At 71.5% G+C, this 13,053-nt stretch carries 15 protein-coding genes; 7 read left to right on the forward strand and 8 right to left on the reverse strand.

Going from position 1 to position 13,053, the window contains the following annotated elements; genetic code table 11:
- Window positions 1-114 precede the first annotated feature (114 nt).
- Both CXR44_RS20210 and CXR44_RS20215 read left to right on the forward strand, forming a co-directional pair.
- On the forward strand, window positions 115-834 hold the full coding sequence (locus CXR44_RS20210) for a class I SAM-dependent methyltransferase (protein WP_245899281.1): 720 nt from the start codon (window positions 115-117) through the stop codon (window positions 832-834).
- Window positions 835-874: 40 nt separating this feature from the next.
- Complete coding sequence (locus tag CXR44_RS20215; protein WP_101787624.1) at window positions 875-2,314, forward strand: MFS transporter; 1,440 nt, start codon at window positions 875-877, stop codon at window positions 2,312-2,314.
- Here CXR44_RS20215 and CXR44_RS20220 read toward each other — a convergent pair.
- Together CXR44_RS20220 and CXR44_RS20225 are read right to left on the reverse strand one after the other, a co-directional pair.
- Window positions 2,283-2,849 carry a thymidylate synthase family protein gene (locus CXR44_RS20220; RefSeq protein WP_144070025.1) on the reverse strand — a complete coding sequence of 189 codons (567 nt, stop codon included), beginning with the start codon at window positions 2,847-2,849 and terminating at the stop codon, window positions 2,283-2,285. The two genes, CXR44_RS20215 and CXR44_RS20220, sit on opposite strands and share 32 nt — an antisense overlap.
- Before the next feature lie 51 nt (window positions 2,850-2,900).
- Window positions 2,901-3,572 carry a hypothetical protein gene (locus tag CXR44_RS20225; protein ID WP_144070026.1) on the reverse strand — a complete coding sequence of 224 codons (672 nt, stop codon included), beginning with the start codon at window positions 3,570-3,572 and terminating at the stop codon, window positions 2,901-2,903.
- A gap of 253 nt (window positions 3,573-3,825) precedes the next feature.
- Here CXR44_RS20225 and CXR44_RS20230 point away from each other — a divergent pair, with 253 nt between their 5' ends.
- Window positions 3,826-4,788 (forward strand): serine hydrolase domain-containing protein, encoded by a 963-nt coding sequence (locus tag CXR44_RS20230; protein ID WP_101787627.1) that lies wholly within the window; start codon window positions 3,826-3,828, stop codon window positions 4,786-4,788.
- Between the two features lie 131 nt (window positions 4,789-4,919).
- On the opposite strand, the gene CXR44_RS20235 is transcribed toward CXR44_RS20230, so the two are convergent.
- A complete protein-coding gene (locus tag CXR44_RS20235) occupies window positions 4,920-5,831 on the reverse strand; it encodes a LysR family transcriptional regulator (RefSeq protein WP_101787628.1) in 912 nt (303 codons plus the stop codon).
- 71 nt (window positions 5,832-5,902) lie between these two features.
- Between CXR44_RS20235 and dapA the strand changes: the two genes are divergently transcribed.
- The gene (gene dapA, locus CXR44_RS20240; protein ID WP_101787629.1) at window positions 5,903-6,793 is read left to right on the forward strand and encodes a 4-hydroxy-tetrahydrodipicolinate synthase; all 891 of its coding nucleotides are present in this window, start codon (window positions 5,903-5,905) and stop codon (window positions 6,791-6,793) included.
- Between the two features lie 203 nt (window positions 6,794-6,996).
- Window positions 6,997-7,908 (forward strand): NADP-dependent oxidoreductase, encoded by a 912-nt coding sequence (locus CXR44_RS20245; RefSeq protein ID WP_101787730.1) that lies wholly within the window; start codon window positions 6,997-6,999, stop codon window positions 7,906-7,908.
- 7 nt (window positions 7,909-7,915) lie between these two features.
- Here the strand turns inward: CXR44_RS20245 and CXR44_RS39550 are convergent, their stop codons facing one another.
- From CXR44_RS39550 to CXR44_RS20255, 3 genes are all read right to left on the reverse strand, one after another.
- Window positions 7,916-8,068: a hypothetical protein gene (locus tag CXR44_RS39550; RefSeq protein WP_180903594.1), complete on the reverse strand. Its 153-nt coding sequence runs from the start codon at window positions 8,066-8,068 to the stop codon at window positions 7,916-7,918.
- A 600-nt stretch (window positions 8,069-8,668) separates the two neighbouring features.
- On the reverse strand, window positions 8,669-9,547 hold the full coding sequence (locus CXR44_RS20250) for a 1,4-dihydroxy-2-naphthoyl-CoA synthase (RefSeq protein WP_101787630.1): 879 nt from the start codon (window positions 9,545-9,547) through the stop codon (window positions 8,669-8,671).
- Window positions 9,548-9,572: 25 nt separating this feature from the next.
- Window positions 9,573-9,905 (reverse strand): ArsR/SmtB family transcription factor, encoded by a 333-nt coding sequence (locus tag CXR44_RS20255; protein ID WP_101787631.1) that lies wholly within the window; start codon window positions 9,903-9,905, stop codon window positions 9,573-9,575.
- Between the two features lie 87 nt (window positions 9,906-9,992).
- Here CXR44_RS20255 and CXR44_RS20260 point away from each other — a divergent pair, with 87 nt between their 5' ends.
- Entirely contained in the window at window positions 9,993-10,163 is a 171-nt protein-coding gene (locus CXR44_RS20260; protein WP_101787632.1) for a DUF3073 domain-containing protein, read from the forward strand.
- On the opposite strand, the gene CXR44_RS20265 is transcribed toward CXR44_RS20260, so the two are convergent.
- The gene (locus tag CXR44_RS20265; protein WP_180903595.1) at window positions 10,126-11,406 is read right to left on the reverse strand and encodes a cytochrome P450; all 1,281 of its coding nucleotides are present in this window, start codon (window positions 11,404-11,406) and stop codon (window positions 10,126-10,128) included. The two genes, CXR44_RS20260 and CXR44_RS20265, sit on opposite strands and share 38 nt — an antisense overlap.
- A gap of 69 nt (window positions 11,407-11,475) precedes the next feature.
- On the opposite strand from CXR44_RS20265, the gene CXR44_RS20270 reads away from it, so the two are divergent.
- Window positions 11,476-12,075 carry a TetR/AcrR family transcriptional regulator gene (locus CXR44_RS20270; protein ID WP_101787634.1) on the forward strand — a complete coding sequence of 200 codons (600 nt, stop codon included), beginning with the start codon at window positions 11,476-11,478 and terminating at the stop codon, window positions 12,073-12,075.
- 17 nt (window positions 12,076-12,092) lie between these two features.
- On the opposite strand, the gene CXR44_RS20275 is transcribed toward CXR44_RS20270, so the two are convergent.
- The gene (locus CXR44_RS20275) at window positions 12,093-12,992 is read right to left on the reverse strand and encodes an alpha/beta fold hydrolase (RefSeq protein WP_101787635.1); all 900 of its coding nucleotides are present in this window, start codon (window positions 12,990-12,992) and stop codon (window positions 12,093-12,095) included.
- Between the last annotated feature and the right edge of the window lie 61 nt (window positions 12,993-13,053).

Below are 13,053 nucleotides of genomic sequence, written 5' to 3' on the forward strand. Positions count from 1 at the left end.
GGTCAACTCCCTGTTTCCGAGCACGACCATTTCAGGTTAGTAACGGTTTGTGGTCGATTGGGATTGAGTCAGGGAAGTGTCGCCCCAATTCCCGGGCAAGTCATGGTGGTGAGTGTGCGACGCGGTAACTACGGGTTCGACGCGCCCTGGGCCCTGGCGGGCCTCGTCCTCGGCGGCCTGGCGCTGCTGGGCCTGGCGGCGGTCTCCTTCGCCTTCGACGTGCCGGCCCCCGGCGTGGTCTTCCTGCTCGGCGGCCTCTACACGCTGGCCAGCGGCGCCAGCCACCTGTACACGACCCGCCGCGGCAAGTTCGCCGTCTGGGCGGACGAGCTCGACCGGCTCAAGGGGGACGAGCGGCTGCTCGACCTCGGCTGCGGCCGGGGCGCGGTGCTGCTGCTCGCCGCCGGGCGGCTGCCCGAGGGACGCGCGGTCGGCGTGGACGTGTGGCGATCGAGGGACCAGTCGGGGAACGCGGGACGCGTCACCCGGGCCAACGCGGCCGCCGAAGGGGTCTCCGCCGACCTGGTCACCGCGGACATGCGCGACCTGCCGTTCGGCGACGGGACCTTCGACGTGGTCGTCTCCAGCCTGGCGCTGCACCACCTGCACCGCGCCGAGGAGCGGGCGCGGGCCGTCCGCGAGGCGTACCGGGTGCTGCGTCCCGGCGGGCTGATCCTCGTCGCCGACCTGTGGCACACGGTCGCCTACGAGGACATCCTGCGCGACCTCGGCATGGCGGACGTGCGCAGGCGCGATCTCGGCTGGCGCTACTGGTACGGCGGACCGTGGGCGAACATGTCGATGCTGGAGGGAAAGAAGCCGGTCACGGGCTGAGAACGTTTGGCGGTCGCGGCCCGGGTACCTCGTTGCGCTCATGAGCGACGTGGAGACCGGCACCATCACCACCAAGGTGCCCGCCCGGCTGGACCGGCTGCCGTGGTCCCGCTGGCACTGGATGATCGTGATCGGGCTCGGGACCGTCTGGATCCTCGACGGGCTCGAAGTCACGATCGTGGGAAACCTCTCGGCCCAGCTGGCCAAGCCGGGCAGCGGCCTGGACATCACGCAGGAACAGGTGGCCGGTCTGGCCGCCGCCCTCTACGTGGCGGGGGCCTGCTCGGGGGCGCTGTTCTTCGGCTGGCTGACGGACAGGTTCGGGCGCAAGAAGCTGTTCCTCGTCACCCTGGTCGTCTACCTGTTCGCGACCCTGATGACGGCGTTGGCGTTCGACGCCTGGTGGTTCTTCCTGTTCAGGTTCCTCACCGGCTTCGGCATCGGCGGCGAGTACGCGGCCATCAACTCGGCGATCGACGAGCTGATCCCCAGCAGGCACCGGGGGCGGATCGACATCATCATCAACGGCAGCTACTGGCTCGGCGCGGCGGGCGGCGCGCTGCTGACCGTGCCGCTGCTCAACGACCTGCCGGTCTTCCTCGGCTGGCGCATCGCCTTCGGGCTCGGCGTGGTGCTGGGCGTCGCCATCCTGCTGGTCCGCAGGCACGTGCCGGAGAGCCCGCGCTGGATGTTCATCCACGGGCGCGACAGGGAGGCCGAGCAGCTCGTCACCGACATCGAACGCGAGATCGGCGGCGACCTGCCGGAGCCGAAGAGCTCGGTGACCATCCACCAGCGCAGGTCCATCGGCTTCGTCCGGATCGCGCACACGATGGTGGCGCTCTACCCCAGGCGCACCGTGCTCGGGCTCTCGCTGTTCATGGGGCAGGCGTTCCTCTACAACGCCATCACCTTCGGGTACGCGCAGATCCTGTCGACCTTCTACGGCATCGACACGCACACCGGCTACTACTTCGCCGTCATCGCGATCGGCAACTTCCTCGGCCCGTTGCTGCTGGGCAGGCTGTTCGACACCGTCGGCCGGGTGCCGATGATCTCGGCCACCTACATCGGGTCCGGTGCGCTGCTGCTCGGCACCGCCTGGCTGTTCGACCAGGGCATGCTGACCGCCGTCACGCTGACCGCCTGCTGGTGCGCGGTGCTCTTCGTCGCCTCGGCCGGGGCCAGCTCCGCCTACCTGACGGTGAGCGAGATCTTCCCGATGGAGACGCGGGCGATGGCCATCGCCTTCTTCTTCGCCGTCGGCACCGCGGCGGGCGGCATCGCCGGTCCGCTGATCTTCGCCGAACTCGTCTCGACCGGGGTGCCCGGCGACACGGCCCTGGCGTTCTCGATCGGCGCCGTCGTCATGATCGCCGGTGGGATCGTGGAGCTGTTCCTCGGCGTCAAGGCGGAGCAGAAGAGCCTGGAGGACATCGCCACCCCGCTCACAGCAGCCTCGGCAGACAAGGTCGCATGACGCGCAGCACCTGGGTGCTGTCGGACAGGTAGAGGTGGGGCACGTCCACGAAGACCCGCATCGGCCCGGGCGCCACCCCCAGCCGGTGCGCCATCCCCGCCTGGACGTCGGCCAGCGGCACGTAGTTCAGGTAGCTGGTGAACACGTTCTGCGAGCGGAACACCGCCGTCATGACCAGCGTGCCGTCACGCAGCCGGAACGCCAGCCCGCTCAGGCACGGCACCGCGTCGTACGGCTCGCCCGGCGTGGTCAGGGAGATCCACGCGCTCTTGCTGTACGGCTTGGCCCGGAGCAGGTCGGCAGCCCACCGGAGCTGCCCCTTGATCCGGGCTCCGTAGCTGTACTTGAACGGCGGCACGACCGTGTCCTGGGTGAACTTGCGGCAGTAGAGCGCGAGCCGGTCGGCGTCGCCGTACCTGCCGATGATGGGGTCGTCCCGGCTGACCTCGGTCATCTCGAACAGCACGGGCGGCCCCTCCATGACCGGGCCGCGGTCGTCGTCGCCGAGCGCGCCGGTCGTCCACACATGGCGCATCAGATGGATCCACGCCTCCCCACATGACGCCCACACCTCCGGGCCGGTCATTCATGTCTCCACGTTCGGGAACTGGTAGGGGTTGTGCGGCAGCCTGCGGCGCCTGGTCACGTTGCAGCGCACGTAGTAGACGGAGTAGTGCACGAGCGCGACCAGCAGGACGCCGGTCAGCAGCAGCGGGGCGTTGGGCTCCTGGCCGCTCAGGCCGGTGACGCCGACGGTCAGGTAGGCGGAGTTGACGACCGCCAGCACCATGACGTTGATCCCCGGCCAGGCGAGCGGCGCGTAGGTCTCGGGGAAACGCGGGTCCACCGGCAGGTTGGGCGACCAGGACAGCTCGTCCTTGAGCTGGGTGGCGTACAGCAGCCGGAAGTTGTTGATCGCCCGCGCGGTCCTGGCGCAGGCGTTGACCGCCTCGATCAGCCGGAGGAACGGCAACACGCTGAGCAGCCCGAACGCGGCCACCAGCGCGAACAGGTACCACGGCACGGTGTGCCAGGCGGCCAGGTGCTCCGGGTCCACCACCTTGGCGCTGGTGAGCGCGATGGTGGCCAGGAACGGTCCGGCGAGCAGGCTCATCGCGAGCCTGGTCATCTTCAGACGCTCGTCCTTGGCGGCGAGGTGGACGGCGTAGATGCCGGTGAAGTCGACTGCTGCGAGTTGCAGGAACTGGCTCGACGGCAGCCCTTCCTCCGGCGTCATGCGTGGGGGTGTCTTCCGCATGAGGCGCTCCTGTTGGGCCAGCTGCCTCCAGTATGAGCACACTTCGGGGCTCGTGTCGGGCATTTCTTCCATTCATTCCAACAAATGCCGACTCCTTGTCGTCAATGACCGTGTGCGAGGTTGCCACCGCCAGGCGGCGAGCAGGTCACCGGTTCCCCGGCGCATGTCCAGCGGCAGGTCGGCGACGTACCTGTTGACCCCGACACCGTGGCAGGTGCTAGTTCTACGGGGGTTGCCGACTGGAGGAGGAGACATGGGGATCGCCGCGCGGATCGACGGGCTGCTCAGCGACGGAGGGGCGCCCGGCCTGCACGGGCTCGTCGTCCTCAGGAGCGGGCGGGTGGAGCTGGAGAGATACGGGGCGGGGGAGGACTTCCGGCTGAACCGGTCCCTCGGGCACGTGGTGTTCGACGCGGACACGCTGCACGACGTCCGGTCGGTGACCAAGAGCGTGGTGGCCCTGCTGTACGGCATCGCGCTGGCCGAGGGAGCCGTGCCCGCGCCCCGGGAGAGGCTGCTGCCGTGCTTCCCGGAGTATCCGGATCTGGCGGCCGATCCGGCGCGGGCGGAGATCATGGTCGAGCACGCGCTGACCATGACCCTGGGGCTCGCGTGGGACGAGACGGCGCCCTACACCAGCACCGAGAACAGCGAGATCGCCATGGAGACCGCGCCCGACCGGCACCGCTACGTGCTGGAGCGGCCGGTGGTGACGGAGCCGGGGCTGCGATGGGTCTACTGCGGGGGCGCGGCGGCGCTGCTCGGCCGGTTGATCGCCAAGGGGGTGGGCCGGCCGCTGGCCGAGTACGCCCGGGAGAGGCTGTTCGGACCCGCCGGCATCTCCGCGTTCGAGTGGACGACGGGCGACGACGGGGTGGAGATGGCCGCGGCCGGGCTGCGGCTGACGCCGCGCGGGCTGGCGGCGCTGGGCACGCTGGTGCTCGACGGAGGAGGCGGGATCGTGCCGCGGGAGTGGGTGGCGGAGATGACCCGGCCCCGGGTCCGGATAGGCGACGACACGTCGTACGGCTACCAGTGGTACATCGGCGACGGGCCGCGCCGGTGGATCGCGGCGCACGGCAACGGCGGGCAGCGGATCTACCTGGAGCCCGAACGCGAGCTGGTGGTCGCGGTGACCGCAGGCGAGTACAACGCCGCGCAGCACAGCGCGGAAGCGGCGCTGCGGGCCGTGACCGGCGAGGTCACGACCGGCTGAACGGAGTCGTGAGCGGCTGGGCTGGAGGTTATGGGCGGCTGGACGGAGGTCGTGAGCGGCTGGGCCGGGAGGTCACGGCCGGGCCGGGTCGGGCGTCGTGACCGGCTGGTGGGTGGTGCCGTCGCGGGACGTCACGGGTGGGTGGGCGGCGGGGCGGGTGACGCGGCCGGTGGGGTGAGGGGGAGCCCGGACAGGGCGGTGCGGAAGGCGGCGACGGCCGCCCTGATCGCCGGGTGCCCCTCGTGCCCGCTGCGGAAGGCCGCCAGCGTGCGGCGGCTGAGTGCCAGCTCCGTGAGCGTCACCCCGGGCGGCGGTGCGAGGGCCGCCAGGCGCGGCACCAGCGCCACCCCCTGCCCGGCGGCGGCGAACGCCAGCACGGTGTCGAAGTCGTCGACGTGATGGCGTACCCGAGGCTCGAAGCCCGCCGCCTGGCAGGCGCGCACCGCCATGGTGTGGCACAGGGTCCCCGGCATGCTCATGATCCACGGGTCGTGGCGGGCGTCGCCGAGCGTCCTGCGGCCGGTGAGGTACATGGGCTCCGCGAACAGCGGCTCGGTGGCCAGCGAGGCGTCCGTCACCGGCGGCACGAAGTCGTACTCGTGGACCAGGGCGACGTCCAGCTCGCCCGCCCGCAGCGCGCCGGACACGTCGGCGGGGTCGATCTCGTGGACCATCGGCTCCAGCGCGGGATGGGCCCGCCCCAGCTCCGCGAGGGCGGCCGGCACCAGCACCCGCGCCGCCGTGGGGAAGGCGCCCAGTCGCAGCGGCCCCGCCGGCGCCCCGCGTACCGCGGCGAGCGCCGCCGCGGCCCGGTCGAGCTCGGCGAGGACCGCCTGCGCGTGTTCGACCAGGAGCCGGCCGGCGGGTGTCAGCGTGACGGTCCGGCCCGTGCGTTCGAGCAGGGGCACGCCCGCCTCCCGTTCGAGCGCGCTGAGCTGCTGGGACACCGCGGACGGGGTGAAGGTGACGGCCTCGGCGACGGCGGCGATCGTGCCGCGCCGGTCCAGCTCGCGCAGGAGGCTGAGCTTGCGAGGGTCGAGCATCAGTCCAGCTTAATCTCGACCACAGAAATTGGCGCTGGACCTTACGGGTGTGCCGGCCTCAGGCTCGAAGCATGCTGAACGGAATCCACGTACCGCTCGTCACCCCGTTCGACCCGGCCGGTGAGGTGGCGCTCGACGCGGTCGAGAAGCTCGCCGGGCACCTGCTCGACCAGGGGGCCGCCGGGCTGGTCGCGCTCGGCACCACGGGAGAGGTCGCGGCGCTGTCCGCCGCCGAGCGGGCCGGGGTGGTCGAGGTGTGCGCGCGGGTCTGCCGGGAGCGGGGCGTGCCGCTGACGGTCGGCGTCACCGGCAACGAGCCGCGTTCGGTGCTGGAGGCGCTGCGCGGGCTGCCGGACGGGGTCGCGGCGGCCCTGGTGACCGTGCCCTACTTCCTGCGGCCGGGCGAACGTGGCGTGGTGGCGTACTTCGAGGCGCTGGCAGCCGAGACGCCGGTGCCGCTGGTGATCTACCACATCCCCTACCGCACCGGGCAGCAGGTGAGTGCCGAGACGCTGCGCCACCTCGGGCGGCATCCGCGCATCGCCGGCGTGAAGTACGCGGCCGGCGGCATCGACCAGGACGCCGTGGACCTGCTCGGCGACCCGCCGGCCGACTTCGACGTGCTGGGCGGCGACGACGTGGTCGTCTCGCCGCTGCTCGCGCTGGGCGCCGCGGGCGCCATCCTCGCCTCGGCGCACCTGGCCACCGACCGGTTCGCCGAGCTGGTCGCCGCCTGGCGGGCGGGTGACACCGTACGGGCCAGGGACCTGGGGCACCGGCTGGCGCGGCTCTCGGCCACGCTGTTCGCCGAGCCGAACCCCGCGGTGGTCAAGGGCGTGCTGCACGCGCGTGGCCTGATCCCGACGCCGGACGTCCGGCTGCCGCTGCTGCCCGCCGGCGCGGAGTCGGTGGCGCGAGCCCTGTCGGAGTGCGACCTCGTGGCGGCGCGCCCAGACCGGTGACTCCTGGCCGGCGTGCTTCCTGACGAAGAACGGCAGCGCCGATCGCCCACGTCAGCGCCGTGAACGTCACCACGGACAGTGCCAGGCCGCGCGGAACCCCCGGCCGTCCGGCCGCGCCCGCAATGTTTTACGTGAAACATCGCGAATGGGGTTGACCTCAACCTTAGTTGAGGGTGAACGCTCTTTTCATGAGCGAAAGCATGATGAGAGCCGCGGCCTTCCGGACCTTCGGCGGGCCGGAGGTCCTGCAGGTGATGGAGCTGCCGGCACCGGTGGCCGGGCCGGGCGAGGTGCGGGTGCGGGTCCGGGCGGCCGGAGTGCAGCCCTTCGACGCGGCGGTGCGGGCGGGATGGACGCCGCCCGGCGTGACGGGCGACCTGCCGCGCATCCCGGGCAACGAGTTCGCGGGCGTGGTGGACCAGGTGGGCGAGGACGTCACCGGAGTGTCCCTGGGACAGGAGGTGCTCGGCTTCTCGCTGCTCAACAGTTATGCCGAGTACATCGTGGTGCCCGCGGGGGACGTGACGCCCAAGCCGGCGCGTGTTCCCTGGGAGGTGGCGGGCGCGCTGACGGCCGCGGTGCAGACGGCCGAGCTGGCGCTCGACGGGCTGGCCGTGAGCGCGGGCGACACGCTGCTCGTGCACGGGGCGGCGGGCGCGGTGGGCACGGCGGCGGTGCAGATCGCCCGCAGCCGTGGGGCCGTGGTGATCGGCACCGCCCGGGAGGAGAACCACGAGCATCTGCGCGAGCTGGGCGCGGTGCCCGTGGTGTACGGCGACGGGCTGGCCGACCGGGTGCGGGCCCTCGCGCCCGGAGGCGTGCACGCGGCGCTCGACGGCGCGGGCGGCGCGGCGCTGGACGTCTCGCTGGAGCTGGTCAAGGACCGCGACCGCATCGTCACGCTGGTCGAGCACGGCAAGGCGGCGGAGCTGGGAGTCCAGGTCGTGCGGGGTACACGGACGGCTGAGCGCCTCGGCCGCTACGCCGCCCTGTACGCCGAGGGACGGCTGAAGTTCCCCGTCCGCAGGACGTACCGGTTGGAGCAGGCGGCCGACGCGCACCGGGAGATCGAGACCGGCCACGGCCGGGGCAAGATCGTCCTTGTTGTCGGCTGACGGCGGGTCAGCGCGGGTGGAAGCCGCGGTAGACGGTCCGCCTGCGCCGCAGCACCGGCCATTCGCTGCCCCTGATGCCGGCCAGCACCAGCACCACGACCGCGATCGTCAGGACGCTGCCGATGAGAGCGCCCATGGCGACCATGAAGGCGATTTCCATGACGACTCCTTGGCCTAGTTGAAAGTTAAACTTGTAGGCCAGAACCACAACCCCTGTCGCCCTATTCCCCCACTCTACGCCGATCCGGCGGCCCCGTCCCCGTCCGTTCGCGGGGGTCGTCTCCGGCCGTTCGGGCAGACGGTCCTCGTGCGTTCACGGGGGTCCTCTTCGGCCGTTCGCGTAGACCGTGCTCGTGCGTTCGCGGGGGTCGTCTCCGGCCGTTCGCGGGGTCGCCGACGCGTCCTGGCGGCCGGTCCGGCCGGGCCGCCCGCCGGTCCGGTGCCGGGAGCGTCCTACCCCGACGCGGTCACCGGGCCGGCCTCGGGAGGGGCATCCCGGCGCCGTCACGGGGGTCAGGCGGGCGGAAGCGTCCACTCCGGTGCCGGCACGGCGGTCCGGCACCGGGAGCGTCCTGACCTGACGCGGTCTCGGGAGCGTCAGTCCCGGCGCGGGCACGGGGTCCGGTGCCGGCAGCGTTAGCCCCAGAGCCGGCGCGGGGCGCCTGCCGGGGGCGGGCCGTTCGATCGCGGGTGGGCGTCTCCGCCGGTCGCCGTGACCCCCGGTGGGTGGTCCGACGCCGTCGTGCGCGCCTCGGCCTCGTCAGTAGTGCCAGGGGAACGGCGACCAGTCGGGGGCCCGCTTCTCCAGGAACGAGTCGCGGCCCTCGGCGGCCTCGTCGGTCATGTACGCCAGCCGCGTCGCCTCCCCGGCGAACACCTGCTGCCCCACGAGCCCGTCGTCGATCATGTTGAACGCGAACTTCAGCATCCGCTGCGCCGTCGGCGACTTCCCGTTTATCTTGCGAGCCCATTCCAGGGCCGTCGCCTCCAGCTCGGCGTGCGGCACCACGGCGTTGACCATGCCCATGCGGTGGGCGTCGGCGGCCGTGTAGGTGTCGCCGAGGAAGAAGATCTCACGGGCGAACTTCTGGCCGACCTGCCGGGCGAGGTAGGCCGAGCCGAAACCGCCGTCGAAGCTGGCCACGTCGGCGTCGGTCTGCTTGAAGCGGGCGTGCTCCTCGCTGGCGAGCGTCAGATCGGCCACCACGTGCAGGCTGTGTCCGCCTCCCGCCGCCCAGCCGGGCACCACGCAGATGACCACCTTCGGCATGAACCTGATCAGCCGCTGCACCTCCAGGATGTGCAGCCGGCCGGTGGACGGGGTGCCGTCGGCGTACTGGTAGCCGTCCTTGCCCCTGATGCGCTGGTCGCCGCCGGAGCAGAACGCCCAGCCGCCGTCCTTCGGCGACGGTCCGTTGCCGGTGAGCAGCACGCACCCCACGTCGGTGGTCTGGCGGGCGTGGTCGAGCGCCCGGTAGAGCTCGTCGACGGTCTGCGGCCGGAAGGCGTTGCGCACCTCGGGGCGGTCGAACGCGATGCGGACCGTGCCCTGGTCGACCGCCCGGTGGTAGGTGATGTCGGTGAAGTCGAACCCGTCGACTTGCTGCCACGCCTTGGGATCGAACAGCTCGGAGACCATGGGGCCGAGCCTAACCGAACCGGCGCTAGGTGACCTCCGCGCGTAGCTCCGCCAGCAGCTCTCCCTGGTCGGAGAGCATGTCGGTGAGGATGCGCCGGGCGGTGCCGAGCAACTGCGTCAGCTCCGGCGTGGCCAGCGTGTAGACGACGGTGCTGCCCTCGCGGATGGCGGTCACGATCCCGGCTCGGCGCAGGACCGCGAGCTGCTGGGAGAGGCTGGACGCCTCGATGTCGATCTGGGCCAGGAGATCCCGGACGGGAAGCGGGCCTTCCTGCAGGAGCTCCAGCACTCGGATGCGAGCGGGGTGGCCGAGTGTGCGGAAGAAGTCGGCCTTGGCCTGGTAGACCTCCACGTGCATAGTGACAGACTAATCCAGTGCAGTTGCATAATTCTTCAAGTCGTAACGTTGTTGGCTAGGATGACAGCGGGGACTGAGGGAGTAGCCATGGGCCGAGGAAGAGCCAAGGCGAAGCAGACGAAGGTCGCTCGCCAGCTGAAGTACACCAGCCACACCATTGACTATGACCGGCTCCGCGAGGAGCTCGGGGCGGACTCGCGACGCGACGACATGCACCCCGCTACGTCGTCCGAGCAGGAGTCCGAGCCTGCGCGATGACGCGGGCCCGCTTCGCGGGCGACAGCGTCACGCCGGTGAGCCGCCTGGTCTCCGGGGCCTGATCCGTCACGGAGAGCTCCAGGCGGCGCAACACCTCGCGGATGATCACACGCATCTCCAGGAGGGCCAGCTGCGCGCCGACGCAGAAGCGTCGGCCGCCGCCGAACGGCATCCACGACCTGTGGGGCCCGCCGTCCAGGAAGCGCTCGGGCCTGAACTCCTCCGGCTCGGCGAACACCGCAGGGTCGTGGTGCACGAGCGGGATGCTGGGTCCTGCGTACCATCCGGCGGGCACCTCGTACGCGCCGAGGCGCAGCGGGGTGTCGAGCAGTCTCGGCGCCTCGTACACGACCGGCCGCAGCCGCAGCACCTCCTTGACCACGGCGTCGAGGTAGGGCTCGTCGTCGGGCAGCCGGTCGAGCACGTCCGGCGTGCGCAGCAGCCGTTCGAAGGCCCATGACAGGCCGGTGGCGGTCGTCTCGTGCCCGGCGAGCAGCATCGTGACGAGTTCGTCGCGGATCTCCTGGTCGCCCAGCCCGGTCTCCAGGAGCCGGGCCAGCACGTCGGTGCCGCCGGGCTCGGCGCGGCGGCGGGCGATCTCGTCGAAGAGGATCGCGTCCACGGCCGAACGCACCCTGAGGAAGCGCGCGTAGGGCGTGAACGGCACGCGCGCCATCCTGTCGCGCAGCCGGGGCGGCGTCATCGCGACGGACATGGTGGAGCCCTGCTCCATCAGGCGCTGCAGCAGAACCCGCAGCCGGTCGAGCCGTTCGGCGTCGCGGATGCCGAAGACCAGCCGCAGGATCACGTCGAGGGTGATCTCCTGCATGCGCTCGCGCAGGGTGAACGGCCGCCCGAGCGGCCAGGTGGCGATGCGCTCGGCGGCTATCCCGGTGATCTCGTCGTGGTAACCCGCCACCTGGCGGGCCCGTAGCGGCGGGTTGAGCAGCTTGCGGTGCTGCCACCACGGGTCGCCGTCGAGGGTCAGCACCGAGTGGACGCCGACCAGGGGCTCCAGGAAGTCGCGCCGGGCCTGGCCGGCCTTACCGCCGCCCTGATCGGTGCGGTAGACCTGGTCGGCCAGGTCGCCGGTGGCCACGTACACCTCGGGCGGGAAGCCGGCGAACCGCACCGTGAAGACCGGCCCGTACCTGCGGTGACATGTGGTGAGGAAGCCGATCGGGTCGCGCGTGAACCATGCCAGCTGCGCGACCGCGGGCAGCCTCGGTCCGGGAGGGAGCATGCTGTGCCTCCAGTCGGATTGATATATACGTACGTCATATACGCTCGTATACATCTGTAGCATGGTTCCGTGTCACGAACAACGCAAGGCGGCTATCGCGACAGGCTGCTCGCCGGAGCAGTGGCGTGCCTGCAGGAGAAGGGCTACGCCCGCACGACGGCACGCGACCTGGTGGCGGCGTCGGGCACCAACCTGGCCTCCATCGGCTACCACTTCGGCGGCAAGGACGCGCTGCTGAACGAGGCCATCGCCGCCTGTTTCGAGGCGTGGACCCGCCGGGTCGAGGAGACGATCTTCAGCCCGGCCCCGGGCACGCCGAGGGAGATGCTGGAGCGGGCCATGGTGGCGCTGGTGGACGTGTTCGAGGAGCTGCGGCCCGAGCTCGTCGTCTGCGTCGAGGGTTACCCGGCCGCCCTCCGTGAGAGCGCGCTGCGCGAGAGGATGGCGGCGGAGTACGCGCGGGCACGCGAGGCCGGCGTCGACATGGTCAGGCGGGCCTGCGCCGAGCTGGGCATCGAGCCGCCGATCCAGCCCGAGGCACTGGTGTCGGTGCTGATCGCCGTCTCCGACGGGCTGCTGCTGCAGTGGCTGCTCGACCCGGCGAGCACGCCCGACTCCCGGCAGGTCGTGGACGCGCTCGCCGCTCTGTCGTCGATGTTCGCGCTCTGACGGCCCCGCTCACCGGCTCAACGGGCCGTGTGGGCGAGGACGGCCTGGGCCAGCTCCTCGTACGCCTGGGGCGGGATCATGTGCCCCATCCCCTCGATCATGCGCAGCTCGGCGCCAGGGATCAGCTCCGCGATGATCGCGCTGTGGCCGGGCTTGGCCGGCTCGTGCGTGCCCTCGACGACCAGGGTGGGGGCCTTCACCCGGTGCAGCACCCCCTCCGGCTCGAAGTCCGGCTTGGCGGCGTAGGCGAGCCGGTGGTTGGCCAGCGCCGACAGGTCGCGGGCCCGCTCGTACACGCGCTCCTGCAGCTGCCGCTCGGCGTCCTCGTCGAACGGCAGGGCGGTGCCGTGCAGGACCCGCGCCTCCTCGATCATCCGCTCGATCTGTTCCCGGCGACCGGACGGCGGCGGGCTGGCGATCACCTTCCGGTAGTGGGCCACGAACTCCGGCGTGGGCGGCGGCAGGCTGCCCTCCGGCTGGGGCTCTCCCATGAGCGCCCGCATGAGCACCGCGCCTTCGTGCCCGCCGAGCGGCGACGAGCCGATCACGGTGAGGGTGCGCACCCGCTCGGGCCGCTCCACCGCGATGAGCTGGCCGAGCAGCCCGCCCGCCGAGTGGCACACCAGGTGGGCGCTGTCGAGGCCGTACGCGTCGAGGACCCGCAGCACGTCGTCCTTGATGTCCTCCCACGTGTACGGCTGCCGCTCGAAGTCGAACACGGACGACCGGCCGGTGTCGCGGTGGTCGTAGCGGATCACCCTGCGACCCCCGGCGGCCAGCCGGCCGACGAACTCGTCGGGCCACAGGATGCCCTGCGTCATGGAGCCCATCACCAGCAGGACGGGCGGGTGGGCCGGGTCGCCGAACTCCTCGGTGTAGAGCTGGACGCCGTCGATGTCGATCAGGTTCGTTTGCATGTCTCCACTCTGGCGTGCGGGGTCCCGTACGCCTTCCGTAGTCCTACTGGGCCCGTCCTAC

The sequence above is a fragment of the Nonomuraea indica genome, assembly GCF_002850745.1.
In the GTDB taxonomy this organism is placed as follows: domain Bacteria; phylum Actinomycetota; class Actinomycetes; order Streptosporangiales; family Streptosporangiaceae; genus Nonomuraea; species Nonomuraea indica.

Excerpts from the sequence above, each read along its gene's own strand:
- CXR44_RS20220 (WP_144070025.1), bottom strand. The coding sequence starts at position 2,849 with ATGCGCCATGTGTGGACGACCGGCGCGCTCGGCGACGACGACCGCGGC.
- CXR44_RS20215 (WP_101787624.1), top strand. The coding sequence starts at position 875 with ATGAGCGACGTGGAGACCGGCACCATCACCACCAAGGTGCCCGCCCGG.
- CXR44_RS20245 (WP_101787730.1), top strand. The coding sequence starts at position 6,997 with ATGAGAGCCGCGGCCTTCCGGACCTTCGGCGGGCCGGAGGTCCTGCAG.
- CXR44_RS20230 (WP_101787627.1), top strand. The coding sequence starts at position 3,826 with ATGGGGATCGCCGCGCGGATCGACGGGCTGCTCAGCGACGGAGGGGCG.
- CXR44_RS20235 (WP_101787628.1), bottom strand. The coding sequence starts at position 5,831 with ATGCTCGACCCTCGCAAGCTCAGCCTCCTGCGCGAGCTGGACCGGCGC.
- CXR44_RS20265 (WP_180903595.1), bottom strand. The coding sequence starts at position 11,406 with ATGCTCCCTCCCGGACCGAGGCTGCCCGCGGTCGCGCAGCTGGCATGG.
- CXR44_RS20255 (WP_101787631.1), bottom strand. The coding sequence starts at position 9,905 with ATGCACGTGGAGGTCTACCAGGCCAAGGCCGACTTCTTCCGCACACTC.
- CXR44_RS20250 (WP_101787630.1), bottom strand. The coding sequence starts at position 9,547 with ATGGTCTCCGAGCTGTTCGATCCCAAGGCGTGGCAGCAAGTCGACGGG.
- CXR44_RS20275 (WP_101787635.1), bottom strand. The coding sequence starts at position 12,992 with ATGCAAACGAACCTGATCGACATCGACGGCGTCCAGCTCTACACCGAG.
- CXR44_RS20225 (WP_144070026.1), bottom strand. The coding sequence starts at position 3,572 with ATGCGGAAGACACCCCCACGCATGACGCCGGAGGAAGGGCTGCCGTCG.
- CXR44_RS39550 (WP_180903594.1), bottom strand. The coding sequence starts at position 8,068 with ATGGAAATCGCCTTCATGGTCGCCATGGGCGCTCTCATCGGCAGCGTC.
- dapA (WP_101787629.1), top strand. The coding sequence starts at position 5,903 with ATGCTGAACGGAATCCACGTACCGCTCGTCACCCCGTTCGACCCGGCC.
- CXR44_RS20260 (WP_101787632.1), top strand. The coding sequence starts at position 9,993 with ATGGGCCGAGGAAGAGCCAAGGCGAAGCAGACGAAGGTCGCTCGCCAG.